Below are 25,474 nucleotides of genomic sequence, written 5' to 3' on the forward strand. Positions count from 1 at the left end.
GGCTGCGCCGTTTCTCTCTTAACCTCCTGTTTTATTTCAGTTCCGGCCAGTAGTCTTTATTGGCTTCGATCAGATCATCCAGAATGGCTTTGGCGACAGACGCGCTCGGGACGGTTTTTGACAGCGTGATCGCCTGCCACAGCTTCAGGTAGGATTTCTCCACCCAGGCTTCGACCACCAGTTTTTCCACCGCCACCTGCTGGCCTATCAATCCTTGCTGGAACAGTGGGATCTTACCGACCGTCAGCGGTTCCGGCCCGCTGCTGCCGACAAGACACGGAATTTCGACCATTGCTTGCGGATCGACATTGGTGATAGCCCCCTCGTTCGGCACAATCAGCAGCATTCTTGCCTGCGTGTTGAACGCGATGGCCGTCGCCAGATCGACGATGTAAGACGCGTGTTCGTCGATTTCCAGTTCACCGGCAGACGATTTCCCGGCCTGAGTAATGGCGGCGCAGGCGCTGAACACATGTTTTTCGCGATGCTCCATCACCTCATTGGCGCGGGTATGGTCAGGGTTGGAATGCGCGACGACGTAATCCGGGTAGAGGTAATATTTTAAATAGGTGTTCGGGAAAGTGGACGGATCCAGCGCCCAGACATCTTTGGCTTTGGCGAAGGTGTCATTCCAGCTGGCTTCGCTTGCCTGTTCACCGGTGTGAGGAACATAGCCATATTTCGCCACATGTTCGCGGATTTTGGGCATCAGATCGTTGCCATGTGCGTCTTCGATTGATGTCCACCAGCCGAAGTGATTCAGCCCGTAATAACGCACGCGCATCTCTTTGCGGGATTTCAGCCCGGCAATCTCCGCCATGCGCCCTTCAATACCGATCGGCATATCGCAGATGTTGAGAATTTTGGCCTGCGGGCGCAAACGGCGCGTCGCTTCCGCCACAATGGCGGCCGGATTGGAATAGTTGAGCATCCATGCGTCCGGTGAATACTTTTCCATGTAATCGACGATTTCCAGCACGCCGCCGATAGAGCGCATTCCGTAGGCGATCCCGCCCGGCCCGCAGGTTTCCTGTCCGACCACTCCGTGACGCAACGGGATTTTTTCGTCCTTTTCACGCATCGGGTATTTACCGACGCGGATGTGCGCCATCACGAAATCGACATCCGTGAATGCCGCACGGGGATCGGTGGTGTAGCTGAACTCAATCTCCGGCGCCTGCTCTCTGAGGATCACCTTGCACGCTTCGGCGACAATCTCCTGACGTGCGCCATCATTGTCATAAAATTTGATGGCCCGCAGCGGGAATCTCTCCTGATTTGCCAGTAACATCAGAACGATACCCGGTGTAAATGTGCTGCCACCGCCTGCCACAACGACTGAGAATTTCTTCATCATACTGCCTCCGTAAGGGATGTTTCTGTCGGGGAACGCGCCCCGGATGTGGATGATTGTGTGAAAGCGTCTTGCTTCATCAGCGTCTCTATCTGGTCGCGCACCTGAGGAACGTGCAGACCCACGATGACCTGAATGGCGTTGCCACGCCGCACGACGCCGTGTGCGCCGAGGGCTTTGAAGATGTCGTCACTTTGCGTCAGCGCCATATCGCCCAACGTGATACGCAGCCGCGTCGCGCAGTTGTTGAGGTCGATAACATTGCCGTGACCGCCGAGCGCCTGCAGATACCCGGCGGCCTGACCCTGTGAGGAAGACGGTGCCGTGCGGTCGCTGGCCTTTTTCTGCGCCTGATAATCGGCTTTGCTGTAGAGCTTGATTTCACTGTCTTCGCGCCCCGGCGTTTTCAGGTTCAGGCGCAGGATCACCGTGCGGAACACCAGGAACCAGATGCCGGTAAACACCAGCCCGATACCGATTTGAGTGAACATCATTGCCGCGTGATTGTGGAACATCGGGATCCAGTTTTGCGGCAGGAAAGAATCGAGCAGGCCGCCGCCCATGTTGCCGACCACGCCGGCCATGTACATCAGCGTCGCCAGCGTGGCGGCCAGTAATGCATGGAGCGCAAACAGCAGCGGGGAAATAAACAGGAAGGTAAATTCCAGCGGTTCAGTGATGCCGACCAGCACGGCCGTGAGCGTTGCCGGGATCAGCAGCCCCGCCACTTTCACGCGGTTTTGCGGTGCGGCGGTGGCGTAGATCGCCATCGCAACCCCCATCGACCCGAAGACTTTCGAGTTACCGAACAGCGCAAAGCCGCCCTGCGGGAACAGGGTTTTCAGCGGTTCGGTGCTTTGGCTGAAGGCCTGCAAATGTTCAGCCCAGTAAACCTGAATGCCGCCTTCAATCGCCGCCGGGCCAAAGACAAAGGGACCGTAGACGAAGTGATGCAAACCGGTCGGGATCAGAATGCGTTCGAGGAAGGTGTAGACCCAGACGCCCAGCGAACCGGAAACCAGCATGAAATGCTGCATCGAGAGAATACCGGTCTGCACTTTCGGCCACAGCAGCAGGGTCAGCCACGCGCAGGGGATCATCAGCAGGAAACCAATAATCACCACGAAGGAGCTGCCCTGAAAAATACCGAGGAAGACGGGAAGTTGTTTATCAAAAAAATGATTGTGTATTGAGGTAACAAGACCGGAAATAATAATCGCACCAATTATGCTGGTGTCGAGCGTTTTAATTCCGGCAATCATCGCCAGCCCACTTTGCCCGCCGGGTTCGACGTTGAAATTAACGCCGAAATAATCTCCCCAGGTTAATCCCATGGCATTAATTAAATAATTCCAGGTCATAAAACTGACCAGCGCCGCCAGACAGGCACGGCCTTGTGCCTGTTTCGCCAGCCCGACAGGCAAGCCGATGGCGAAAATCAGCGGCATATTGCGAAACACCGTCCAGCCGCCTTCCTCAATAATATGAACAACTTGAGCAAAAAGGTTATCAGGGGCGGTGAGCGTTTCACCCATGAACATCGGGTTTTGAAGCATAATCGCGATGCCCACCACCATTCCCGCAAACGGAAACAGTAATACCGGCGTAAACATCGCACCGCCAAAACGTTGGATTTGACTGAGCATATATAATCCTCATTTTACTTCGGGGTCAGAGTTTTTTATTAAAATGTTTTTAATGACGTTTTTTATTTTCTGATCAGAGAGTAGGAATAATGAAAAATAAGATCGCAAAATGATTAATCGTTTCGTGATCGCATTCATGCTTTTTCTGTGGGTGAAGTGATCTACTTTTCAGGCTTTTTCTATACACTGAAATTAGCGGGTCTGAAAACCCCGCAAGGTCAGAACAGGTTATTGAGGATTTACAGGGGCGTAACCGGCTTTTCAGGCCCGGCTACGGAGATTCGCGCACGGAGAAAGAGGTCTGCCGGTGATCTACAAAACGCTTGCTGAACGCTTAAGAATTCGCATTAATTCTGCCGATTTCGGCATCGGTGATGCTTTACCCAGCGAAAAAAAGCTGGCAACGGAGTTTGGCGTCTCGCGCATGACGCTGCGTAAAGCGGTGGACTTGCTGATCGAATGGGGGCTGGTGCGGCGCTGTCACGGTAGCGGAACCTTCGTCGCGCAAAAGGATGTCCAGCATGAAACGCGCGGGCTGATGGGGTTTTGTGAACTGATGAAACAGCTTGGCCGCCCGACGGTGAGCGAAGTGCTGGAATTTAAGATCATGGGCGCGCCCCCGGCCATCGCCAGCCAGCTGCGCATCAAAACCGATGAACGTATCTACTATTCGCGCCGCCTGCGGTCGGTGGAGGGCAAACCGCTGGTGCTGGAAGACAGCTACATGCCTGGCCGTTTATTTGGCAATCTTTCGGTGAAGCATCTGGAAGGCTCTAAATTTTCCTACATCGAAGACGAATGCCATATCTGCATCGCCGGAAACTATGAAAGCTTCAGCCCGATCCTCGCCGACAGCACCGTCGCCGCCCTGTTTCACATCGCCGAAGGCACGCCGCTGCTGCGCCTGACGTCGCTGTCTTACAGCGATACCGGCGATTACATCAATTACTCAGTGATGATCCGCAACGCCAACGAATACCATGTGGACTACCATTTGCAGCGCAACAAATCCTGTACCGGTCACATACGGCCAGCCTGAGAGGTCAGCACTGTCTGAAGCGGATGTCAGGAAAGTCATGATGTGCGGTTTGGCTGAGACGTCATCAGGAAAAAAAGGGGAGATCAGAGAGGGAGCGGAAAATAGAATCTGAAGGGGCATCGTCACGCAGCCTGCTCTGCGTAGGGAGACAACAGGCCGCGATCTTCGGTAAGGTCGTTAACGTTACGCTTTGTTCACTGAAACAATTTCTTTAATGAAGGTGAAGTTAGAATCGCCGTGGTCAGTTTTAACCGTTGGATAAATTCTTTCTCCTTTCTTCACAAAGCCAGTGACTTCGTGGGTTGAGCCGTTCTTGACAGTAAAACTATCGCCAACACTGATCGAACTTTCGACTTCGCTCATAACAATCCTTAACTCGTGGTGCATGGAACTTCAAAAAACCAGGGTACGTCTTTATGCATGGTGCGGGTCGATGGTAGGCCTTTATGTGCAAGGTAGCCAGCGGTGTAGTCATAAAACCGCCAGCTCCGGTGTATCAGCGGATTATTTCACATCAGTATTGGCGTTCAGCGGTTCGCCGGTAGCGTAAAACTGGCCGCCTGCGATGTAGTGCAAACTGCGCAGCGACGGATCGGCTTCTTCGAAATGCCAGTGTCCGTTTTTGAACACGCGGGTGTCCGCCCAGGCACCGACAATCTCGCCGATAAACAGATCATGCGCCTGCTGGTTATGAGGCTCCGGGATCAGCTTACAGGCCAGCCACGCAGTGCAACCGGCGACGAAAGGTAAATCCCCCTGGCCTGCCATACGAAACAGCTCCGTGCCGCATTTCGCCAGTTTATCCGGGTCATTGCGCAGCGTACGGTTGCCCAGATCGTAGGTCATTTGCAGTTGCGCGACCGTGGGCACCTGAATCACGAAGTATCCGCTCTGTTCGATAAGCTCGCGCGTTCTGGCGATCTTATCCAGCACCACGGTCAGTTTTGCCGGTCTGAAATCCAGACCACACACCCACGAGGCAGACATCACGTTGTCAACGCCTTCGTGATGCGCAGATACCAGCGCGGTCGTGCCGTGATTAATCAGACGGTAAGCTTTTTCCAGCTCAACGGGAGCAAATTGTGGGGTCATTGGCGTTTCTCATAAAAAATGTCCGGCGTGCAGCATCGCAAAACTTCCGCCGGAACACTATTCATTCGGTGCGCTGTCAGGGATTTGAGGCGGCCTGACGCGGTTTGACCGCCTTGCGCAGCAGATGCACCGTCAGCGCCAGCAGGAAAATCAGCGCCTGAATCAGCACGATGGTCGGGCCGGTCGCGGCATCGATATAAAAACTGATAAAGGTGCCGGACACCGCCGCCAGCAGTGACGCGGTCACCGCCACCGCCATCATTTTCGGCAGGGTTTTACACAGCAGAAAGGCGGTGATGCCGGGGGTAATCAGCATCGCCACCACCAGCACCACGCCGACCGCCTGCAACGCGGCAACGATGGTCAGCGCCAGCAGACACAGCAGCGCATAGTGATAAAAACGCACCGGCAGCCCGATAACCTTCGCCTGTACCGGGTCAAAACAAAACAGCATCAGGTCTTTGAATTTGATGATAATCGCCAGGGTGACGATAAACGCGATGATCAGCGTTTGCAGCATTTCGCTGTCGGTGACGCCGAGCACGTTACCGAACAGAATATGGCTGAGATGCTGCTCAGTATTCACCCGCGAGAACAGCACCAGTCCGGCGGCGAACATGCCGGAAAACACGATGCCCATCACCGAATCTTCTTTTACACGGCAATGCTCCTTGATGAAACCAGTGGCGACTGCACAAAACAGGCCGGAACCGAACGCGCCGATCACCAGCGGGATCCCCGCCAGATAGGCCAGCACCACGCCGGGCAGCACCGCATGAGAGATGGCGTCGCCCATCAGCGACCAGCCTTTGAGCACCAGAAAACAGGAAAATATCGCGCAGACCACGCTGGTGGCCGCGGCGGTGAGCAACGCGCGCTGCATAAAGTCGAAGCTCATCGGCTCCATCAGCACATCCATCCAGGCCATCATGCGCGGCTCCCTGAACGTTTAAGACGGAAATGATTCGCCAGCCAGCCGTGTTTCGGTGCGAACAAAAATGCCAGCAGAAAAACGGTGGTTTGCAGACAGACGATCACCCCGCCGGTGGCACCGTCGAGGTAATAACTGAGCCATGCGCCCAGCGCGCTGGTTACCGCGCCGATCATCACTGAGATAATCAGCAGGTGCGAAAAGCGGTCGGACAGCAGATACGCCGTCGCGCCAGGCGTAATCACCATGGCGATCACTAAAATCGCGCCGACGGTCTGGAGCGCCGCCACGCTGCACGCGCTGAAAATGGTGAAGAAAATCACCTTCAGCCACAGCGGAGAAAGGCCGACCGAGCGCGCATGCGCTTCATCGAAAAAGACCGCCAGCAGGTCGCGCCAGATGACACACAGCACCAGCAGGGAAATGCCGACGATGATTTGCACCTGCAAAATGTCGGCGTCGTCGATGCCTAAAATGTTGCCGAACAGGATCGACTGCACGTTGACGGAGGTCGGATTCAGGGACACCAGCAGCAGGCCGAGGGCGAAGAAGGTGGAAAAAACAAAGCCAATGATGGCGTCTTCACGCAGTTTGGTGAAATGGCGTAGCAGCGTCATGGACAGCGCGGCCAGAATGCCGGTGCCAAAGGCACCAATGGCGTAAGGGAAGCCCAGCGCATACGCGCCCGCCACGCCCGGTACCACGGAATGCGATAACGCATCGCCCATCAGCGACCAGCCCTTGAGCATCAGATACGCGGACAAAAACGCACACACCGCGCCGACCCCCGCACTGACCCAGATGGCTTTCACCATATAGTTGTAATGAAACGGCTCAAGCAGCAGGTCTATCATTTCACCCGCCTTATCGGTGACAGGGTTTCTGGCATCGCGGCCGTTTCCTGCGGGACTAAATAGCCGATATTGCGCAGTGCGCCGCCGAACGTATTCTCAAGATTCGGATGGGTAAAGGTGGTGTCAAGAGGCCCGGCGGCGATCACCGTCCGGTTTATCAACACCACGCGGTCGCAGAAATCCGGCACGCTGGCGATGTTGTGGGTCGACACCAGGATCAGATGCCCCTCTTCACGCAGCTGGCGCAGCAGATCGATAATGGCGTTTTCTGTTTTGATATCCACGCCGGTGAACGGCTCGTCGAGCAACATCACGCGCCCTTGCTGTGCCAGCGCACGGGCAAGAAACACGCGTTTTTTCTGACCACCGGAAAGCTCGCCGATCTGACGCTGTGCCAGATCGGTCAGGCCAACACGCGCCAGCGCCGACGCCACCTGTTTTTTATCTTCCTGCGAGGGAATTCGCAGAAATGACATTTTGCCGTAGCGCCCCATCATCACCACATCACGCACCAGCACCGGAAAGTTCCAGTCCACGTCTTCAGACTGCGGCACGTAAGCGATCAGATTCTGCTTCAGGGCTTTGCTGACGTTCAGGCCATCAAGCGTCACGCTGCCGTGCGTCGGGCGAATAATGCCCATGATGGTTTTGAACAGGGTGGATTTGCCGCTGCCGTTGACGCCCAGCAGCGCGCAAATCGATCCGCCGCTCAGGCGGAACGACGCATTCTCTATGGCGGTGTGACCATTGTTGTAGGTCACTGAAATGTTATCGACGTCGAGATGCAGCGCGGTATCACTCATTGGCCGAATCCTTGTGCAATGGTGCCGACCGTGACTTTCAGCAAATCAATGTAGGTCGGTACCGGGCCATCCGCCGCAGACAGGGAATCGACATACAGCACTCCGCCATATTTCGCGCCTGTCTCTTTGCTGACCTGTTTGGCCGGTTTATCCGAAATGGTGCTTTCGCTGAACACCACCGGGATGTTTTGCTGGCGCACCAGGTCGATCAGTTTTTTCACCTGCTGCGGCGTGCCCTGCTCTTCGGCGTTGATCGGCCACAGATAGGCTTCTTTCAAATCATAATCTTTCGCCAGATAGCTGAACGCGCCCTCGCTGGTGACTAACCAGCGCTGCTGAGCCGGAATTTTTGCCAGACGTTCGCGCAGCGGCGCATCCAGCCGGGTGATTTTTTCGGCATAGCTTTTGGCGTTGCGGTCGTAGGTTGCGGCGTTTTCAGGGTCGTATTTCACCAGCGCTGCGCGGATATTCTCCACGTACACCAGCGCATTTTTCGCCGACATCCACGCGTGCGGATTTGGGTTGCCGAGATAAGGCCCTTCCTGGATCGGCAGCGGCGCGATGCCGTCGGTGACGGTCGCGGACGGCACATTTTTGATGTTGGCAAAGAAGCGCCCGAACCAGCGTTCGAGGTTAAATCCGTTCCACAGGATCAGATCGGCGGACTGCGTTTTTACGATGTCACGCGGCGTCGGCTGATAATCGTGAATTTCCGCACCGGGTTTGGTGATGGACTCCACCGTGGCGGCATCACCGGCAACGTTTTGCGCGATGTCCTGGATCACCGTGAAGGTCGTCACCACTTTAAACTTTTTTTTGTCTTTCTCCGCCGCCGTTGCATTGCCGGTGATCAGCGCCACGATCATGCCGATCAGCATCAGCCGTAAACGGAACGGCGACTGACTGAATAGTTTTACAATGTTTTGTCCATTTCCCATGAATTTTCTCCTGTCACTCTGTCCGGCTGTCGGCGGTTTATTATTCAGGTATAGCATAGGCTATACTCCATAGCCAAGGCAAAGTTCGCAGAAATTGGTAGATATGTGTTGTTGGTTTACAATGCGGTTCGTTGTCGCGCAAAGCGGCGGCGGTAAGAAACCGTTGAGCAAGAAAGAGGCAGGCGCAGTGAAAGATAAAAAATTAAATCCGTTGCTGGATGTTGAAGAACACGCTCAGGGTTTTTTACAGGTGCGCGAGGCGCACCGACGGGAACTGATGGATGATTACGTTGAACTGATTTCCGATCTGATCCGCGAGTTCGGCGAAGCGCGTCAGGTGGATCTGGCTGCACGTCTGGGCGTTTCGCAACCCACCGTGGCGAAAACCCTGAAGCGTCTGGCGAATGCCGGGCTGGTTCATCAGTTGCCTTATCGCGGCACCTTCCTCACGCCGGAAGGCGAGAAACTGGCGGCGGAAAACCGCGAGCGTCACAACGTGGTGGAGGCGTTCTTCATTGCGCTGGGCATCAGTGCCGAAACCGCACGGCTGGATGCCGAAGGCGTCGAGCATCACGTGAGTGATGAAACGCTGGAAGCGTTCCGGCGCTTTACCGCAAGTCAGAAATCCTCGTCCTGATCCTGAAGGTTTGCCCCCGTAAACAGGGGCATTCCTTCGATACCTTACGCCATTACCACTGATACCCTACCCCGACGGCGGCACCCATCTCCCCCTGCGAGTTGCTGCTGCCGGACATTTTGGTCACCCATCTGCCATTTTCAGAAATAGTGGACACCCCCAGCGCGACGGAGGACTGATCCTGATACGTCCCTCCCCCCATGCTCACCATACTGGCGCCCGGCGCGTAAGGCTGCGGCAGACTGGCCATCGCCATGGCCCCGGCGATACCGGCACTCAGCTTGTCATTATTGTCATCCACCAGGTTTTTCAACGCGCCGAACTTGTTATCCGTGTATTGGTTGGCCTGGGTAACGCCCGATGTTAACTGGCGAACGTTCACCGCATCGGTACCGCGGGTGCCTGTCGCCACATTAGTTATCTGACGCTCCGCCCCCGCAGAACCTACCGAAACCGAGTTGGCGCGATCGGCAAGAGAATCCGCCCCCAGCGCAACGGAATTTGCGGCAGAAGCGCGAGCATTCGAGCCGAGGGCGGTACTGTTATCCCCGGACGCGACGGCGCCGGCGCCCCCGGCAGTGGCCTCTTTGCCGCTGGCGACCGGTTTCGCACGTTTGCTGGTGTTGCTGACCTGGAACATGCCCTCTGTCCCGCTGGCGATATTATTCACCCCGGCAGAAACCGCGCTGAGCTGGGCATAATTCACCGCGTCGCTGTCCTGCGTGCCTGCCGCAACGTTAGTGAGGGTGGTCGGGTCGCCGGACAGCGTGATTTTGCTGTAATTGGTCGTGCCGTCGCTGTTGAGATCATATTTAACGGAAAGCGTATCCAGACTCGCCATGCCGCCATTGATGTTGTTGATCGCATCCGTCACCGCGTACAGCTGGGATCCGTTGACGGCGTCGGTGCTGGTGGCGTTGATCTGTCCGGCGGCCACATTCGTGATGGTGCGTTCCGTGCCGGTATCGCCGACGCTGACCGTTCCCACCGGCGAGCTGCCTGCAAAAACATAGTCTTTCCCCTGAAGGGTGACGCCGGAAGTGGCGACCGTCGCCTGTGTTTTTGCGCCATCGCCCAGCGCCACGCTGTTCGCGGTGCCCGCCTGCGCTCCGTTACCGATAGCGACCGCGTTGGTTGCGCTGGCGGCAGCACTCTGCCCTATCGCCACGGCGTCCGCCCCCGTCGCCGAGGAATCAGCACCGGTTGAATTTGCGTGAGTGTATTTCGTGCCGCTGCTGTAGATGCTGCTAATACTGTTATTGGTTTCGGTCAGCTGAGAGAAGTTCACTGCATCGCTCGGCGCGGAGCCGTCCGCCACGTTGGTCAATATTGTCCCGCCGGTGTGGGTGCTGCTGTTATAGGCGCTGCCGCCTGTCGTCATGCGGTTGTAGTTCACTGAACCGTCGGCGTTGGTGTCGTATTTCAACGCATGGTTATCCAGATCGGTGAAGCTGAGATTCAGATTCTCAATGGCCTGATTGGTGGCAAACAGTTGTGAACCGTTCACGCCGTCGGTGCTGTCTGAACTCAGCCGCCCGGCCGCCATGCGGGTCAGCGTGCGCTCGCTGCCGAGCGCGCCAAGGCTCACTGTGCCTGCGGGCGCCCCTGCGGCGAAAACATAATCCTTCCCGCGGATCTTCGTGCCGGTTGTCGCCACTACCGGAGACGTTACCGCACCCGCACCGAGGGCCACACTGTTGTTGATTGAGGCGGTCGCACCATAGCCAAAAGCAAGAGAGGAGGTGCCGGATGCCAATGCCTGCGCACCCAACGCCACCGCCGCCTGCCCGCTGGCTGACGCACGCCAGCCCATCACTGCCGACCCGGTGCCGCTGGCGCTGGCCCCCGAACCGAAGGCCATCGTCGAGGAGGCTGTCGCACTGGCGGTATCGCCGAGCGCAATGGAAGACACACCCGTGGCTGAGGCCGCGTTACCAATCACAACCTGATTAGCATTCGCGCCGGCAACGCTGTAGCTGCCGGTGGCATCGCTGCCGATAACCACGCTGCCTTTTGACGAACTCACCGTGGCATTTTTACCGATAGCCACGCCATTGCCTGAACTGGCATCGACGGTCGCACCCGCACCGGTGGCCAGCGAATACGCCCCCTTCGCACCATCATTGTTGTAGTTCGCTCCCGCCGTGCCGCCATCATTCACGCTGGAATAATGCGTTTTGACTTTCGTCACGGAATCATTGAGCTGATCAACGTTGACCGCATCACCGCCACTGGTGCCCGCAGCAACATTGGTGATCCGCGTTCCTCCGCTTTTGGTCGTGCTGCTGTACGTTGTTCCGCCTAACGTGATGTTGTTGTAGTCAAAGGATCCGTCCGGGTTGGTATCGTATTGCACATCGCTGCCGGTGACGGCCTGTAGTTGCAGGAGGCTAAGCCCGTCGGTGGCACGTTTGCCCGCAGCCACCTTATCTTCAGGTTTCGCACCCCCTGAGGCCTGAACGGCACCCTGCGCATTGGCCGGTAAAGATATCAGCGTCGCGGCCACGATACCCGTCAGGCCACTTATCCGTTTTATCTTTTGCCCCGCCAACTCACCCGAGACGAACCGGACTTTCGATGCAAAATTCCAGGTCAGACGAGATATTTTATTCATTTCAACTCCCTTTGTGGCTCCATGCCATGAGTAGTGTGTACAGATCATTTGCAGCGGATAAGGCCGCTACGGCCCAAGGCGGGCATATTTCAATGCCGGTGTTTATTGAACGATGAAATAATTAACGCCTGAATGCCGTTAACGTTTTTACAAGCATTTCGGCCCGTCATTCACTCATGCATTAACGGTTTTCCCCTGAATGCAATGAAATAAAAAAAGGAAAATACAAAATTCACAATACATTGATTTTATTGAACTTAACAACAATAACACTCAGCGCATTAAAAAGGATTTCAGGGGAAGTGATTATGCTATCAGACAATTTTTAAAAAGGTAAACCCGAAAAAATCAATTTTAAATTACCTGCCTTAACGCTTTAACAATATAACTTACACAGGTAATTAAATTGTAAAATCGTTTATTTTTGATTTACACAAGTTATTATTCAAGAAATAAAATTCTTTATGAGCCGGATATTTAAGAGCGAGCTTTAAGTGAGGAAAATACCGGTGAATGGCCTTCACTTTCGCTATCTTTGCGGGCGAAGAAAAGGGAGAGGGTTTGATTGCAGCCGAACGTCAGTATTTCGCGTTTCCGGAATTTTTTACACACAATTGCTGACGCATCCTTGTCCTGTTCCCCCTAATTCCACGCCAACCTTTCCGCTGGCAGCAGAGTATCTTTAGCCTCAGGAGAAGTGGCTTTTTTTACGACTCCGCGCAACGGGTTTTCTATCTCAGAGGTGGTTATGAAGAGGCTGCTGTTGTTGATGCTGACCGCTGGCGTACTGATGTCCGTCAGTTCAGCGTCGTTCGCCTATGGCTATTACGGACAGGGTTATTATGGACACGGCTATTATGGGCATGGCTATTACCGGCACGGTGGCTATGGCCGCGGCTGGTATGGTCCGAACGTGGTGATCGGCATCCCGCCGCCGGTCTATTATCCGCCGCCGCCAGTGGTCTATGTTGCGCCCGCGCAACCACAGACTTACGTTGAGAAAACGCCAAACTATGCGTATTACTGCCAGAATCCGGCGGGCTATTACCCGCGCGTTCCTGCTTGTCCGCGGGGATGGATGAAAGTGGTAGTGGGCGATTCAGCACCCCGTTAACAGGTAATAAAAGTGATGAACAGGTTTACTCCGGTGGCAATGCTCGCCCTGGCCGCAGCGCTGACGGGCTGCGTTTCGCCTCCTACCCGGCCTGATGTGATGGTGCTGCCGGGCACCGGTAAAAGTTATCAGTCGTTCCGGATGGATGAAATGTCCTGCCGCAACGCCGCTTACGGCAGTGTTAACGGCGGCGCAGAAACCGCCAGTAATAATGCGGCGGGCACGGCGGCGGCAGGGACGGTGGTCGGTGCAGCGGCAGGTGCTTTGCTCGGCGCCGCCTCCGGTCATGCCGGACCGGGAGCATTGATCGGCGCGGGCAGCGGATTACTGATCGGCAGCGCCATGGGCAGCAACAGCGCCGGTGCCAGCAGCGGCGATTTGCAAGATCAGTACGACACGGTTTACACCCAGTGCATGTATGCCAAAGGCAACAAAGTGCCGGTTGACGCCGGTTACAGTGATAATCAGTATTCCCCGCCGCAGTCGCCGGTACCGCCGGATTACAACCCGGCGCCTCAGGAGGACAGCGGCGTGCCACCTGATTACGTCCCCTGACCGCTCAGGTTCACTGACACACTGTAAACACCGCTTAAAGGCTGCCCGCTTCCGGCAGCCTTATTTCATTACTGGCCGCACACTGGCTATATTTGCACCGCTCTGAGAAATGAACCAAAAGACCCCTGGCTGATACGTTGATTTCAATCAACGGGAGGGGATATATCTTTGTAAGGTTTGTCTGCTTATGTAGGAATATTCTAGTATTCAATAAAGATTTGCAAAATAATCCGACGCCAATAATATATTTCATTCACTGTCATTTAAAATTCTTTTATTTTCAACCTGTTGCGAAATTATTTTTGAAACATTTAATGACATTTATATAATGTTTTAAATTCACTTACATTGACGGTAGGAATAATACTATATATTATAAATGCCAGAATGATGGATGAATATAACGGAGGTAAACCATCAGAGTCACAACCCGTTTATCAAATGGAATTTTTTTAATTTAAAGGAATGAATTAATGTTGCGGATTGCAATTATTGACTCATGCACGTTGACTTTTTTGGGATTGGAGAATGTCTTCTCTCTGATTAACACATCAAAGAGCATTATTTTTAATCAAATCAGCGCAGAATACGCCTTAGATAAGAATAGCCAGAAATTCGATATTTACATTATCGAACCCGGCGCAGTGAGTTTTGAATACGACATAGACAAGTTTATTTATAACTTAAAAACGAACACCAAAGAAGACTGCAAGATAATCATTCTTAGCGATAATGTTATTGTTAACAGCCGGTTGTCAGACTTTCACCTGTGCAAAAACAATGCATTATCTAAAGTGTTTTTCTTTTTCGATAGCCTGCTGACGGGGAAATATGAATCTATATTGCCTTTCATTGAGGACTTCATTCTGACGAAAAATGAAGCGATTTTACTGCGGTGTTTGTCGAAGAACGCTAAGATGAAAAATATCGAGAAAATCACCGCAATACCGGCCTCAAATCTCTATTACTACAAATACAGCGCCATGAAGAAGTTAAAACTGAAGAGTACAAAAGAGTTGTTCAACTACCTAAATAAAGTGCTCAACCACTCCATCTGACGCCACCCCCTCTCTGCCCGTGCAGTGAGGGTCCTCATCACACCCTCATCCTCACGCCCTTTCTCCGGTTACTGCATCAGGTATTTATAAAGCTCAATCGAGTTTTTCAGCCCCAGCTTTTTCATCGCATTTCTTTTATGCGTGCTGACCGTCTTAACGCTGCGTCCGAGTTTACAGGCAATGGTGGCGTTGCTTTTCATTTGCTGTATGGCACTCAGCACTTGCCATTCCATCTCGGTTAAATGCTTTTTCGCCGCGCGGGTAAAATCATTATCTTTCTGTTTGAGGAACGGGCTCACCGCCATGTGATAGTTAAGGTCGGTCACGCCGGTGATCAACATTTTTCTGAGAATAGAAAAATCTTCCTGCTCGGAGATGATCATATCTACCTGAAGTTCTGCCAGTAAACTCAGTTTCTCGGCTTTTTCTATTTTGGTCATGACAATAATTTGTGGCGGGGTGTAATAAAAGCTCAGCCTGCGCAAAAACTTTATGGCGGCATCAAAGTTTGAGGACTCTTCTTTCACTTCCAGAATAATAAAACCCACGCTCATTCCAGGCCCTGAATGAAAGAATTCCGTTAATGATGAATAAGATCGCGGCTTCACTTTTGCTTCTTTAAGAATGTGCGAAATCGCCAGCATTTCATAATGGCCGGAATGGATTATCACTGTGTCTTTCATAAATTGTTCCATTGAAAATAAACTGCAATATCAGTAATACCTTCCGCCCGCCGCGCCATGCAGGGTTGCGTAAGCGATATATAAACTGTGTTTGCCCTTCCCTGTTAAACCTTAACTAAACCAGAACCCCTTATGCGTTCTCTTTGCTGACACATTACGACATAATATGTCAGTGCCTTATTTTACTGCCTTAGGATAATTCTCTCAACGCAACAATCATAATTCTCAGTCTTAACATTGTCGAGAGCCCGTACCGGCAGAGAGTGGAATTCAGATTATTAAGAAGTTTTCGCGATAATCTACAAAAAAGCCCTGCCCGCAGAATTAAAAACCGCAAAACAGAAAACAAAAGGTGAATAATGCCAGCAGGAAGGCTGTTCTGACAGATATAGTGCCTGGGGAAATTGTTGAGGAAATATTATTGCAGTCTGATTGACATTTACATGCTGAAAATAAAAGGCGTTTAGATTTAACTTGCCATTTACACTATGTCACAGCACATAAACATTCTCACTGCATTCGAGCAGGCTGACTAGGAATTTTCGCGTTTTTTTCGCGAAATTTCTAATTAGTGAGATCTATAAGATTTTCCGCACGAATCGCTCACGCACAACCACGCCAGAGGGCCGCTGGCCGCTGACGTGGCTGCATGGGCTGGTCAGCCGTGATTAACGTCAAATGGCGCACGGCCATTCAGCCAGTCATCAATCACTTTCAGCACGCCCTCTTCCCGGTTGGATGGCGCACGGTATTTGGCAGCCGCTTTTGCCGGTTCAGAGGCATTTTCCATCGCGAAACCGTATCCGGCGTAGCTGAGCATCTCCAGGTCGTTCCCGCTGTCACCGAAGGTCATCACTTCTTCATCGCGAATGTCATAACGCTGCTGGATTTTCTTCAGGCCGTTCGCTTTGTGATTACCGGTAATGATCAGGTCAATCGATCCATGGCCGCTGGTGACCGGCGCAACAATGTTGCCGAGTTGCTGGGTGATTTCCCCCATCAGCGGATACACGTCATCTTCCACATAGCTGAGTGCAAATTTAAAAATGGTGTCATCGATGTGCGCGTAGGTCGGCACTTTGCTCAGACGGTGATAGTAATGGCTCATGCGACGGATGAACTCTTCATCGGTGCCCTCGAGCACGTAAGCCCCTTTTCTGCCGCAGACAAGGTTATTGATGCCGGGCGTGCGGCCAATCCATTGCAGGACCTGAGAGACCTGTTCACGCTCCAGGCTGGCGCAATACAGCTCCTGCTTTTTATCGACCACGTAAGCGCCACCTTCGGCGACGTAGGCGATCTGGTCATCCAGCTCATCAAAGAAGGATTTCAGCTGGTAATACTGGTTGCCGCTGGCAACCACAAATTTGATACGGCGACGCAATAATTCCTGATACTGCTCGCTAAAACGTGCCTGGTTATATTCGCTATATTCATTCAGGAACGTGCCATCCATGTCGACGGCGATAAGTTTTACGGCCATTGCAGCTCCTACAGGGTCAGATGATAAAAGGCGAAAATAGAAAAAAAGCGGGCGTTTTACGACCCGCCCGCGGTTCAGTGTGACTCAGTTATCCCAAAATCATTAATATTTTAATTTGTACGCGCCGAAGGTGATGATCAGGAAAGCCGCCGCGACGCCTGAGAATGCCACGTACAGGCTGGAGAGATGCGCGATAAACCCGATCAGCGCCGGGCCGCCGAGCACGCCGAGATAACCCAGCGTCGCCACCATCGCCACCGACATATTGACCGGCATGACTTTCTCCTGCCCTGCGAGAGTGATCAGCACCGGCACGATATTCGCCGCGCCAATACCCACCAGCGCAAAACCACACAGTGGCAGGATCCAGCCCGGTAACAGCACCACCATCAGATAACCGGCAATGCCCAAAATGCCGCCCACCACCAGCACACGTTTACGCCCCAGCGCGCTGACGATGGCGTCGCCGGTCATGCGCATCAGCGACATTGCGACAGCAAAGACGGCAAACCCCCAGCCCGCATGTTCCAGTGCCAGACCACGTTCGCGCGTCAGGAATACGCCGCCCCAGTCAAGTACCGCGCCTTCGGCCATAAAGCAGATCATAGCCATCACCGCCATCAGTACCAGGCGGAAGTTAGGCCGTGGTTTGGCTTTTCCTTCAACGTGCTCTTCCTCATGCGCGCCAAACGGCAACAGGCCACGACAGGAGTACGCGGTCACGATAATCACCAGTGCGATGGCGTAAAACGTACTGCCGAGCGGTGAAACGCCCGAGCTCAGCAGCAACGAACCGCCGCCGGCACCGGCGATACAGCCGACGCTCCATAAGCAGTGAAAACCGGACATCAGCGGCTTATCCGCGGCCTGCTCGACCAGCGTTCCCTGCACGTTCACCGAGACATCTGCCAGCCCGATGCCCATGCCGAAAATGAACAGGCTCACCGCCAGCAGCCAGATGTCGCTAAACAACGCCAGCAGCGGCAGCATCAGGCAATACAAAATGACCGAGGCGATGATCACCCCCCGGCAGCCAAACCGGCCAATCAGCCGCCCGGATCCCAGCATGGAGAGTAACGAACCCGCGCCGAGGCACAGCAGCAGCAGGCCGAGATCTCCCGCTTCCGAATGCGTGCGTAACTGCGCGTAGGGCACCAGCGCGGCCCACAACCCCATCGCCATGCCGGTGACAAAAAAGATTGAGCGGGTAGCGACCCGTTTGGCCGGGCTCCCGATGTGGTCAGGCGTATCAGGTAGTTCAGATGAGAGTGACAAAAGGCGTTCTCCGACGGTCAGATGAGTTATTAAAAGTCTTTTAATAAGTGCCGAGTATATTGGCGTCCGGAAACTAAAGTCAATGCGCGCCGGTCTGCGTGCTGAAGGCGACGTGACGGTTATAGTTGTTTAACGTCAGTTCGGTGATGCCTTGCAAGTAATCCTGACGCATCGACGGCCTGTACACCAGTTCAGGCATATGCTCCTGTGGAATGTGCTGGTGGCAGCGCGCGAGTAATTCCGGGATGAGCGCCTGGCTGATTTTCGGGCCGGACAGCGCGATAGTCATTGGGTTGATGATCGCCGCCAGCGAGACGATGACTTTTGACATTTCGTCGGCCACCGGCAGTTTATCCATCCCGCTGAACGGCAGATTAGACACCTCACCGGCAAACTGGCTGGCACCCTGCAACACCTGCCCGTTGATCACCATGCCGCAGCCGAGGCAAGGCACTTCCGGTTTGAAAATATAGGCCACCGGCGCAGTGATTCCGGCGCAGCTGCTGCGATAAAAGCCGTAGGCGGTGTAGTTCATGTCATTGTCCACCTGCACATAAATAGCGAAACGGTCGCGCAGCTCCTGCTCCACCGGCACACCGGCGAAGGCGCTGATGTCGCAGGTCGCGACCTGCCCTTTCACCACCACCCCCGGCAACCCCAGCCCCAGCGCGGTGATGTTCGGATACTGTGCCAGGATACCGGCGACAAGGCGATAAAACCCCTGCCGGTCCTGTGGCAGAAACCGCTCTTCACCCTGCGCCAGACATCCGCCAATGGCAGTATTCACGGTCCAGACGATCTGCGCTGCGGCGTCACTTCCCTGCACATAAATACTGAGCACCGAGAAATAATCCGGGTTGTACGCATACCGCTGCGCAGGGCGGCCACCGCGCGACACTTCACGTTCCAGCGCCAGCACTTCACGGCTGCCGCTCAGTTCATTCAGCACGGTGCCGCAGGTGGCGACGCTCAGCCCCGTCGCCACCGCCAGCTCAGCTTTGGTCGCAGAGCCCAGTGATTTCAAAGCATGGGTGACCAGCACCACATTATTGATTTTCATTTCACGGGTTGTACGGTTGAGCGGAGTAAACATATGGCCTCGGGCAAACAGGTAAGAATGGCGGGTAATTTAGCACAAAGTGGAACCGGTAAGCGCCTGCGGTTACCCCATGTTCAGCACGCGTCGGGTGAGTTCTGTCTCGGCCACGCCTTCGTCATGCCCGTCGGTAAAACAGGCACCGGTCACCGCTTCGTGCAGATCCGGGAAGTGATAGACCGCATTCACGCACGACGGCCCGCCGCCAGAATGCCCCACAGACCGCCCGCTCTCGCCCATTGCTCCGCTCATCAGCCCCAGCGCGTAACCGCATTCGGTCCATGGCCGACCTGCAAGGGCACCGGCGAGAAGACGGGTCACCTGCATGTCGGCCAGCGACGCCGCGCTCAGCAGGTTGCCGCTGAATAATCCGTGCAACAGTCTGGCCGCGTCGCGTACGTTGCCGGTCAGGCAGCCGTGATACACCCAGCCCGGATGGTAAGTGCCGGCGGCGGCGCAGTGAAGCCGGGCGAACTGTTCGCGGGTGGTGGCAAGGGTTATGCTGGTCAGCCCGAGCGGTGTCGTGATGAAGTCAGCCACCAGTTGCGCAAAACTCCGCCCTGATGCGGCTTCGATGTGTTCCCTGGCCAGCATGTAGCCGACATTGGAATAAGACCAGCCCTCGCCTGGCGCAAACAACATGCCGTTGGCTAACGTGGCACTCAGTAACCTGTCGCGTGACCAGGGTTGATCACCGGCAGCCACCGCGGCGTGATAAGCCTTCAGCGCGCCGTAATCCGGCAATCCGGCGGTGTGACTGAGCAGTTGGCGCAGCGTGTAAGCCCCGCCGTCAATCCCTCTGTCCAGATCCACCGCACCGTTTTCACGCAGCTTCAGCGCACAAATCGCGATCGCGGTTTTGGTGAAGCTCCAGTAAGGAAAGCGGGCATCGGCATCGCCTTCGCTCCTTTCCTCACCCGAGGCGGAAATACAATACGAATGGAATTCAGGCATGACTGACCTCATGACATGAAAGAAAACGGGCGCTGATGAAAGCGCCCGTCGGGTTATAGTACTTTACTCAAAAATTCACGGGTTCGCGGATTTTCCGGCGCGGTAAACAGTTGCTCAGGCGGCCCCTGTTCCTGAATCACGCCCTGATCGATAAACACCACCCGGTCGGCCACTTCACGGGCGAAGCCCATTTCGTGCGTGACGATCACCATCGTCATGCCTTCCAGCGCCAGCTGTTTCATCACCGCCAGCACTTCGCCCACCAGTTCCGGATCCAGCGCCGACGTCGGTTCATCGAAAAGCATGATCGACGGTTCCATCGCCAGCGCACGGGCAATCGCCACGCGCTGTTGCTGGCCGCCGGACAAACTGGAAGGCCAGGCGTCGATTTTGTCGATCAGCCCGACTTTTTGCAGCAGCTTTTCGGCACGCGTGACCGCTTCGGCTTTCGACAACCCTTTCAGCGACATGGGCGCCATGATCAGGTTTTCCAGCACGGTCATGTGCGGGAACAGATTAAAGCGCTGAAACACCATGCCCACGCCGGAACGCAGCGTATTCAGATTGGTTTTCGGATCATGCACCGCAAAACCGTTCACCACCACTTCACCGCCGTTAGGCTTTTCCAGCGCGTTCAGACAGCGCAGGAAGGTGCTTTTGCCAGAGCCGGAAGGCCCGATAATGCACACCACTTCTTTCTCTGCGATGTCACAGGAAATGCCGCGCAACACGTGCGTTTCGCCAAACTGTTTCTGTAAATCCTTAACGTGAATCACTTTTGCCAAACCTCTTTTCCATGTGTTGAACCAGCAGCGAGAGCAGGAAAGTCAGCACCCAGTAAACCAGTGAAATGGTCAGGTAGGGTTCCCAGTAGGTGGCGTAAGCGCCGGAAACGGTACGCGCGGCGTAGGCCAGATCGGCCAGACCAATCGCCGAAGCCAGCGAGGAATCTTTCACAATCGCGATAGCGTTATTCCCCAGCGGCGGCAGAATGCGGCGGAATGCCTGCGGCAAAATCACTTTGCGCATGGTTTTGCCCCAGCCCATCCCCAGCGCACGGGATGCTTCCATCTGACCGTTGTCGATAGACTGAATACCCGCACGGAAAATCTCGGAGACATAGGCTCCGGCGTTCAGGGTGATCGCCACCACGCAGGATAAAAACGCGCCGTAATCAGACCGTAATGCGCGGGCAAACTCCGAAGACATCAGGCCGTTAGCGACCAGAATGCCGTCACGCGGATTGATAAACAGCGGCACCAGCGCAAAGTGAACCACCATGATCTGCACAAACAGCGGCGTACCGCGAAACGCACTGACGTAAATGCGCACCGGCCATTGCACGGCAAAGCGCAGAATGTGTTTCCACGGGCCGTCGTCGGCGCGCGCCATGCGGCCGAGGCCGAGCAGCAACCCCCAACTGGTGCCTAAAATGACGCAAATAATGGTGCATTTGATGGTCATCAGCGCGCCCTCGACAAACAGCGGCGCGTATTCTGAGATTATCTCCCAGCGAAATCCGGTCATACCTGTCCTTGTTCAGGGGCGTGTTACCGCCCCTGATTAACGTTGTTCGTGTTGAAAATATTATTGAGCGGGAAGCGTTGGAACGTTCTTATCAAACCAGGTTTCGTAGATTTTCGCGTAGGTGCCGTCAGCCACGATTTTCTTCAAACCGGCGTTGATTTTACCCAGCAACTCGGTGTTGTCTTTCGCCACCGCAATACCGAAATACTGACGCTCAAACTTGCTGTCCGGCACCAGTTTCAGGGCTTTTTCAGGATGGGATTTGATGTAGTACTTCACCACGCCCACGTCGCCGACGGCTGCGCCGATGCCGTCTTCCGCCAGTTCCTGCAACATCAGCGGCGTGTTATCAAAACGTTTGATGTCGGTGCTGTTTTTGCCGAGCGTGTCGGACACCACAATATCCCCGGTGCTGGAGTTCACCACGCCCACTTTCTGGCCTTTCAGCGCGGCAACGGAATCTACTTTAGAATCCACAGGCACCACGATGGACTGTTCGGCCGGGAAGTAAGGCGCGGAAAAATCGACCATCGCTTTACGTTTGTCGGTAATGGTGATGCCGGAAATGATGATGTCGCGGTCGCCGGAATTGAGCGTAGCGAAAATACCTTCCCACGGCGTGTTCACCAGTTTGATGTCAAAGTTTTCCGCTTTGGCAATGGCTTTGATGATGTCGATATCAAAACCTTCCAGCTGTTTCTGGCTGTTTTCATATTCGAACGGACGGTAAGTGCCGCCGGAACCGACAACGTAGGTCGTCTGTGCGGCAAAGGCTGATGTGATTAAAGAAGAAAGCAGACACCCGGTGAGAATTAAGGACTTAAGCATGGTCACTCCTGTGTGATTGTGTTTTTATGCATATAATTTGCATAAAAATACACAAATTGACGAAGCGCTTCAACTTAAAGTTGTGTGGCGGTTACAAACTGAAGAGAAGATTGTTCCGAGTTCCCCGTCATCGCATTCATCTCAATCCTCAGATCGGGTATATTGATACGCAGATCACAAAAATCCCTCAAAGGAAGATACCGAACTATGAGTTATCGTTTTACCCTTGCTGCCGTTGCAGCCGTTTTTGCCCTCACAGGATGCGCAAAACCGAAAACCGCCGAACAGGCACCGGCTTTCGATTTCGGCTCGACGCGGGTAACCGTGACGCATATCCCGACGAAAACCGATGATGGCACCAAACTTTACGTGACCGTGGATGACAAAGACGCCGGAGCGCTGGGCGTCGGCGAGTCTCTGGAGGTCAAACTGCCTGAGGGCAAACATAAAGTGGGTGGCTATGCCCGCTCACTGATTGGCCGCGTGTCGATTTCCCCTGTCGACGTCACGACATCCAGCGATGTGATTAGCCATGTCACCTATTCTGTGGCGGATCTCAAACCCACCTTCTTAGTGCGTGCCGCCACACCGGTGCCGAAACCTAAGTCAGAATCCATTCCGGCAGAACCTGTTCCTTCACTGCCGAATATTCAAATGGAAGCCCCGGCAGCCGCTGAGCAAACGCAGGCGGCAACGCCAGCTACACCGGCGACCACTGAGCAAACCCAGGCCGCAACGCCAGCCACACCGGCTGCCACTGAACAAACGCAGGCGGCAACGCCAGCCACACAGGCGACCACTGAGCAAACGCAGGCCGCAACGCCAGCCACACCGGCCGCCACTGAGCAAACGCAGGCCGCGACGCCAGCCGCACCGGCCACCACTGAGCAAACGAAAACTGTGACGCCAGCCGCACCGGTCACCAATGAGCAGGCGAAAACCTCACAGGAATCTGCCACTCAGGACGTCACAAACCTGACGCAAACCCCGCAGGCGTAGCCCTCTTATCACCGCGTATTCAGCCTGAATACGCGGTGATAGCCGTCAGAATTTCACCACAGCCCCCAGCTCGATCACCCGGTTCGGCGGAATATGGAATTGCTCCGGCGCGCGCAGCGAGTTGCGCTGCAACACCTGGAACAGTTTACCCCGCGCTTTCAGATACCACGGACGCGGATCGCCGAGAATAAAGGTATCGCGGGACATAAAGAATGACGTTTCGTTCATGGTACATTTCAGCCCTTCCAGCCCGCAGCGATACAAAATATCCTCTACGTTAGGTTTTTCACGCCAGCCATAATTGGCGATCACCCGCCAGAAAGTCGGAGAAAGCTGTTCAATGTTCACGCGTCTCACGTTGTGCACATAAGGCACATCCGCCGTGATCATGGTCAGTAAAATCACCCGCTCATGCAGGATCTTGTTATGTTTAAGATTGTGCAGTAAGACCAGCGGGACCTCGTACAACCCGCGCGACATCACCACAGCGGTGCCGGGCACCCGTTTCGGCGGCGCCTTTTCCAGCGAGGTGATCAGTGCTTCCAGCGCTTCCGGATCCTGACGCAACCGGCGCAACAACCGCGAACGCTCCGTTTTCCAGGTCAGCATAATCAGCAAAATGGTCAGGCCGATCACCACCGGCAGCCAGCCGCCGGAGAACAGTTTTGTCAGGTTAGCGGCAAACAAGGGTACGTCAATCAGCAGCATCAGCGTCATCACCAGCCCGCCAGCCCAGGTTTTCCATCCCCAGTTTTTCACCATCACAATCCCAATCAGCAAAGAGGTGATGACCATGGTGCCGGTGACCACAATCCCGTAGGCCGAAGCCAGATTGCTGGAATGTTTAAAGCTGAGAATGGCGATCAGTACCGCGACGTAAAGCAGCCAGTTGACCACCGGGATGTAAATCTGTCCGGATTCGACGTCAGAGGTATAGATGATGCGCATCGGAGGCAGATACCCCATGCGCACAGCCTGACGCGTCAGGGAGAACACGCCGGAAATCACCGCCTGCGAGGCAATCACCGTCGCCAGCGTCGCCAGCACCAGCAGCGGGATCAACGCCCAGCCGGGCGCCAGAAGGAAAAACGGATTCTGGATAGCGTCAGGGTGGCTGAGCAGCAACGCGCCCTGACCGAAATAATTCATCACCAGCGCCGGGCCAACCAGCACAACCCACGCGATGCGGATCGGTTTCTTACCAAAATGCCCCATATCCGCGTACAAGGCTTCGCCACCGGTTACCGACAGCACCACCATGCCCAGCGCGAAGAACGACACCGTTTTGAATTCGACAAAAAAATGCAGCGCCCAGTAAGGGTTCAGCGCCTGCAACACGTCCGGGTTGCGCATAATCCCGCCGATCCCCAATATCGCCAGCACCACAAACCACACCACCATCACCGGCGCAAAGATTTTTCCCACGCTGCCAGTGCCGTTTTTCTGAATGAAGAACAGCAGTGTCAGCACCGCAACGGCCGCCGGAATGATAAAGCGATCGAAAGACGGCGCAATAAGCTCCAGCCCTTCAATGGCGGAAAGCACGGAGATTGCGGGCGTGATGACGCCGTCGCCATAAAAGAAACTGCCGCCGACCAGGCCGAGAAACATAATGACCGGCACCCAGCGCGGATTCAGGTGACGCACCGCCAGCGACATCAGCGTAAGGATCCCGCCTTCCCCGTCGTTATCCGCGCGCATCACAAAGCTGATGTATTTCACTGACACCACCAGCATCAGCAACCAGAAAATCAGCGACAAAAATCCGAACAGCGAACTTTGGGTCAGCGTGATCCCGGACTGCCCGGTCAGACATTCGCGCAAGGTATAAAGCGGGCTGGTACCAATATCACCATAAACGACACCGATGCAGGCGGTCGTCGCGCTGAGCAGCGACGACTTATTTTGTATGTGTTTCATGCGTCTTCGCCATGTTTTGGGGAAGCCTTTGCGGCCCCATTCACGCAGTATAGATGCTGGTGTGAATTTGCCCT

General features: G+C 54.6%; 24 protein-coding genes. 6 read left to right on the forward strand and 18 right to left on the reverse strand.

The annotated features are described in order from the left end of the window. Positions 1-31: 31 nt before the first annotated feature. Positions 32-1,354 carry a 6-phospho-alpha-glucosidase gene (locus tag J1779_RS16960; protein ID WP_056775154.1) on the reverse strand — a complete coding sequence of 441 codons (1,323 nt, stop codon included), beginning with the start codon at positions 1,352-1,354 and terminating at the stop codon, positions 32-34. After that, positions 1,354-3,000 carry an alpha-glucoside-specific PTS transporter subunit IIBC gene (locus J1779_RS16965; protein ID WP_217204329.1) on the reverse strand — a complete coding sequence of 549 codons (1,647 nt, stop codon included), beginning with the start codon at positions 2,998-3,000 and terminating at the stop codon, positions 1,354-1,356. The genes J1779_RS16960 and J1779_RS16965 overlap by 1 nt, the downstream gene beginning before the upstream one ends. A gap of 307 nt (positions 3,001-3,307) precedes the next feature. Between J1779_RS16965 and J1779_RS16970 the strand changes: the two genes are divergently transcribed. Next, a complete protein-coding gene (locus J1779_RS16970) occupies positions 3,308-4,039 on the forward strand; it encodes a GntR family transcriptional regulator (protein ID WP_056775062.1) in 732 nt (243 codons plus the stop codon). Positions 4,040-4,222: 183 nt separating this feature from the next. Here the strand turns inward: J1779_RS16970 and J1779_RS16975 are convergent, their stop codons facing one another. The 6 genes from J1779_RS16975 to J1779_RS17000 form a co-directional block, all read right to left on the reverse strand. Continuing rightward, complete coding sequence (locus tag J1779_RS16975; protein ID WP_056775066.1) at positions 4,223-4,402, reverse strand: hypothetical protein; 180 nt, start codon at positions 4,400-4,402, stop codon at positions 4,223-4,225. Between the two features lie 141 nt (positions 4,403-4,543). Further along, complete coding sequence (locus J1779_RS16980; protein ID WP_217204330.1) at positions 4,544-5,131, reverse strand: flavin reductase family protein; 588 nt, start codon at positions 5,129-5,131, stop codon at positions 4,544-4,546. A gap of 76 nt (positions 5,132-5,207) precedes the next feature. Beyond that, a complete protein-coding gene (locus J1779_RS16985) occupies positions 5,208-6,062 on the reverse strand; it encodes a metal ABC transporter permease (protein WP_122096909.1) in 855 nt (284 codons plus the stop codon). Then, the gene (locus tag J1779_RS16990) at positions 6,059-6,916 is read right to left on the reverse strand and encodes a metal ABC transporter permease (RefSeq protein WP_217204331.1); all 858 of its coding nucleotides are present in this window, start codon (positions 6,914-6,916) and stop codon (positions 6,059-6,061) included. The genes J1779_RS16985 and J1779_RS16990 overlap by 4 nt, the downstream gene beginning before the upstream one ends. Then, positions 6,913-7,719 (reverse strand): metal ABC transporter ATP-binding protein, encoded by an 807-nt coding sequence (locus tag J1779_RS16995; RefSeq protein ID WP_136377398.1) that lies wholly within the window; start codon positions 7,717-7,719, stop codon positions 6,913-6,915. Before J1779_RS16995 ends, J1779_RS16990 begins: the two co-directional genes overlap by 4 nt. Then, positions 7,716-8,657 carry a metal ABC transporter substrate-binding protein gene (locus J1779_RS17000; RefSeq protein ID WP_122096907.1) on the reverse strand — a complete coding sequence of 314 codons (942 nt, stop codon included), beginning with the start codon at positions 8,655-8,657 and terminating at the stop codon, positions 7,716-7,718. The genes J1779_RS16995 and J1779_RS17000 overlap by 4 nt, the downstream gene beginning before the upstream one ends. A 187-nt stretch (positions 8,658-8,844) precedes the next feature. Between J1779_RS17000 and mntR the strand changes: the two genes are divergently transcribed. Beyond that, on the forward strand, positions 8,845-9,294 hold the full coding sequence (gene mntR, locus J1779_RS17005) for a manganese-binding transcriptional regulator MntR (RefSeq protein ID WP_122096966.1): 450 nt from the start codon (positions 8,845-8,847) through the stop codon (positions 9,292-9,294). A gap of 52 nt (positions 9,295-9,346) precedes the next feature. Here the strand turns inward: mntR and J1779_RS17010 are convergent, their stop codons facing one another. Continuing rightward, positions 9,347-11,908, reverse strand: a complete 2,562-nt coding sequence (locus J1779_RS17010; RefSeq protein WP_238485193.1) for a YadA family autotransporter adhesin — start codon at positions 11,906-11,908, stop codon at positions 9,347-9,349. A 748-nt stretch (positions 11,909-12,656) separates the two neighbouring features. Between J1779_RS17010 and J1779_RS17015 the strand changes: the two genes are divergently transcribed. The 3 genes from J1779_RS17015 (at position 12,657) to J1779_RS17025 (ending at position 14,635) form a co-directional block, all read left to right on the forward strand. Further along, the gene (locus tag J1779_RS17015) at positions 12,657-13,022 is read left to right on the forward strand and encodes a hypothetical protein (RefSeq protein ID WP_056775083.1); all 366 of its coding nucleotides are present in this window, start codon (positions 12,657-12,659) and stop codon (positions 13,020-13,022) included. 15 nt (positions 13,023-13,037) lie between these two features. Next, on the forward strand, positions 13,038-13,577 hold the full coding sequence (locus J1779_RS17020) for a glycine zipper family protein (protein WP_056775086.1): 540 nt from the start codon (positions 13,038-13,040) through the stop codon (positions 13,575-13,577). A gap of 473 nt (positions 13,578-14,050) precedes the next feature. Continuing rightward, entirely contained in the window at positions 14,051-14,635 is a 585-nt protein-coding gene (locus J1779_RS17025) for a helix-turn-helix transcriptional regulator (RefSeq protein ID WP_056775089.1), read from the forward strand. Positions 14,636-14,703: 68 nt separating this feature from the next. On the opposite strand, the gene J1779_RS17030 is transcribed toward J1779_RS17025, so the two are convergent. From J1779_RS17030 to J1779_RS17065, 8 genes are all read right to left on the reverse strand, one after another. Beyond that, the gene (locus tag J1779_RS17030; RefSeq protein WP_162997903.1) at positions 14,704-15,189 is read right to left on the reverse strand and encodes a helix-turn-helix transcriptional regulator; all 486 of its coding nucleotides are present in this window, start codon (positions 15,187-15,189) and stop codon (positions 14,704-14,706) included. A gap of 787 nt (positions 15,190-15,976) precedes the next feature. Further along, positions 15,977-16,801: a Cof-type HAD-IIB family hydrolase gene (locus tag J1779_RS17035; RefSeq protein ID WP_217204333.1), complete on the reverse strand. Its 825-nt coding sequence runs from the start codon at positions 16,799-16,801 to the stop codon at positions 15,977-15,979. Between the two features lie 102 nt (positions 16,802-16,903). Next, on the reverse strand, positions 16,904-18,076 hold the full coding sequence (locus J1779_RS17040) for an MFS transporter (RefSeq protein ID WP_056775098.1): 1,173 nt from the start codon (positions 18,074-18,076) through the stop codon (positions 16,904-16,906). 79 nt (positions 18,077-18,155) lie between these two features. After that, the gene (locus J1779_RS17045) at positions 18,156-19,169 is read right to left on the reverse strand and encodes an ROK family protein (protein ID WP_217204334.1); all 1,014 of its coding nucleotides are present in this window, start codon (positions 19,167-19,169) and stop codon (positions 18,156-18,158) included. 69 nt (positions 19,170-19,238) lie between these two features. Next, positions 19,239-20,126, reverse strand: a complete 888-nt coding sequence (locus tag J1779_RS17050) for a serine hydrolase domain-containing protein (protein WP_217204335.1) — start codon at positions 20,124-20,126, stop codon at positions 19,239-19,241. 53 nt (positions 20,127-20,179) lie between these two features. Next, positions 20,180-20,902 (reverse strand): amino acid ABC transporter ATP-binding protein, encoded by a 723-nt coding sequence (locus tag J1779_RS17055; protein WP_056775167.1) that lies wholly within the window; start codon positions 20,900-20,902, stop codon positions 20,180-20,182. Then, positions 20,889-21,653, reverse strand: coding sequence for an amino acid ABC transporter permease (locus J1779_RS17060; protein ID WP_056775108.1), 765 nt, complete (start codon positions 21,651-21,653; stop codon positions 20,889-20,891). Before J1779_RS17060 ends, J1779_RS17055 begins: the two co-directional genes overlap by 14 nt. Positions 21,654-21,713: 60 nt before the next feature. Next, complete coding sequence (locus tag J1779_RS17065) at positions 21,714-22,481, reverse strand: basic amino acid ABC transporter substrate-binding protein (RefSeq protein ID WP_122096901.1); 768 nt, start codon at positions 22,479-22,481, stop codon at positions 21,714-21,716. A gap of 207 nt (positions 22,482-22,688) precedes the next feature. Between J1779_RS17065 and J1779_RS17070 the strand changes: the two genes are divergently transcribed. Beyond that, positions 22,689-23,480: a hypothetical protein gene (locus J1779_RS17070; protein ID WP_217204336.1), complete on the forward strand. Its 792-nt coding sequence runs from the start codon at positions 22,689-22,691 to the stop codon at positions 23,478-23,480. A gap of 45 nt (positions 23,481-23,525) precedes the next feature. Here J1779_RS17070 and kup read toward each other — a convergent pair whose 3' ends face one another. After that, positions 23,526-25,400: a low affinity potassium transporter Kup gene (kup, locus tag J1779_RS17075; RefSeq protein WP_122096899.1), complete on the reverse strand. Its 1,875-nt coding sequence runs from the start codon at positions 25,398-25,400 to the stop codon at positions 23,526-23,528. Positions 25,401-25,474: the final 74 nt, after the last annotated feature.

The sequence above is a fragment of the Rahnella rivi genome, from assembly GCF_019049655.1.
GTDB classification, from domain to species: domain Bacteria; phylum Pseudomonadota; class Gammaproteobacteria; order Enterobacterales; family Enterobacteriaceae; genus Rahnella; species Rahnella rivi.

Bases quoted from the DNA above. Each gene is read 5' to 3' on its own strand.
- J1779_RS16960 (WP_056775154.1), bottom strand. From the start codon at position 1,354: ATGAAGAAATTCTCAGTCGTTGTGGCAGGCGGTGGCAGCACATTTACA.
- J1779_RS16965 (WP_217204329.1), bottom strand. From the start codon at position 3,000: ATGCTCAGTCAAATCCAACGTTTTGGCGGTGCGATGTTTACGCCGGTA.
- J1779_RS16975 (WP_056775066.1), bottom strand. From the start codon at position 4,402: ATGAGCGAAGTCGAAAGTTCGATCAGTGTTGGCGATAGTTTTACTGTC.
- J1779_RS16980 (WP_217204330.1), bottom strand. From the start codon at position 5,131: ATGACCCCACAATTTGCTCCCGTTGAGCTGGAAAAAGCTTACCGTCTG.
- J1779_RS16985 (WP_122096909.1), bottom strand. From the start codon at position 6,062: ATGATGGCCTGGATGGATGTGCTGATGGAGCCGATGAGCTTCGACTTT.
- J1779_RS16990 (WP_217204331.1), bottom strand. From the start codon at position 6,916: ATGATAGACCTGCTGCTTGAGCCGTTTCATTACAACTATATGGTGAAA.
- J1779_RS16995 (WP_136377398.1), bottom strand. From the start codon at position 7,719: ATGAGTGATACCGCGCTGCATCTCGACGTCGATAACATTTCAGTGACC.
- J1779_RS17000 (WP_122096907.1), bottom strand. From the start codon at position 8,657: ATGGGAAATGGACAAAACATTGTAAAACTATTCAGTCAGTCGCCGTTC.
- J1779_RS17010 (WP_238485193.1), bottom strand. From the start codon at position 11,908: ATGAATAAAATATCTCGTCTGACCTGGAATTTTGCATCGAAAGTCCGG.
- J1779_RS17015 (WP_056775083.1), top strand. From the start codon at position 12,657: ATGAAGAGGCTGCTGTTGTTGATGCTGACCGCTGGCGTACTGATGTCC.
- J1779_RS17020 (WP_056775086.1), top strand. From the start codon at position 13,038: ATGAACAGGTTTACTCCGGTGGCAATGCTCGCCCTGGCCGCAGCGCTG.
- J1779_RS17025 (WP_056775089.1), top strand. From the start codon at position 14,051: ATGTTGCGGATTGCAATTATTGACTCATGCACGTTGACTTTTTTGGGA.
- J1779_RS17030 (WP_162997903.1), bottom strand. From the start codon at position 15,189: ATGAGCGTGGGTTTTATTATTCTGGAAGTGAAAGAAGAGTCCTCAAAC.
- J1779_RS17035 (WP_217204333.1), bottom strand. From the start codon at position 16,801: ATGGCCGTAAAACTTATCGCCGTCGACATGGATGGCACGTTCCTGAAT.
- J1779_RS17045 (WP_217204334.1), bottom strand. From the start codon at position 19,169: ATGTTTACTCCGCTCAACCGTACAACCCGTGAAATGAAAATCAATAAT.
- J1779_RS17050 (WP_217204335.1), bottom strand. From the start codon at position 20,126: ATGCCTGAATTCCATTCGTATTGTATTTCCGCCTCGGGTGAGGAAAGG.
- J1779_RS17060 (WP_056775108.1), bottom strand. From the start codon at position 21,653: ATGACCGGATTTCGCTGGGAGATAATCTCAGAATACGCGCCGCTGTTT.
- J1779_RS17065 (WP_122096901.1), bottom strand. From the start codon at position 22,481: ATGCTTAAGTCCTTAATTCTCACCGGGTGTCTGCTTTCTTCTTTAATC.
- J1779_RS17070 (WP_217204336.1), top strand. From the start codon at position 22,689: ATGAGTTATCGTTTTACCCTTGCTGCCGTTGCAGCCGTTTTTGCCCTC.
- kup (WP_122096899.1), bottom strand. From the start codon at position 25,400: ATGAAACACATACAAAATAAGTCGTCGCTGCTCAGCGCGACGACCGCC.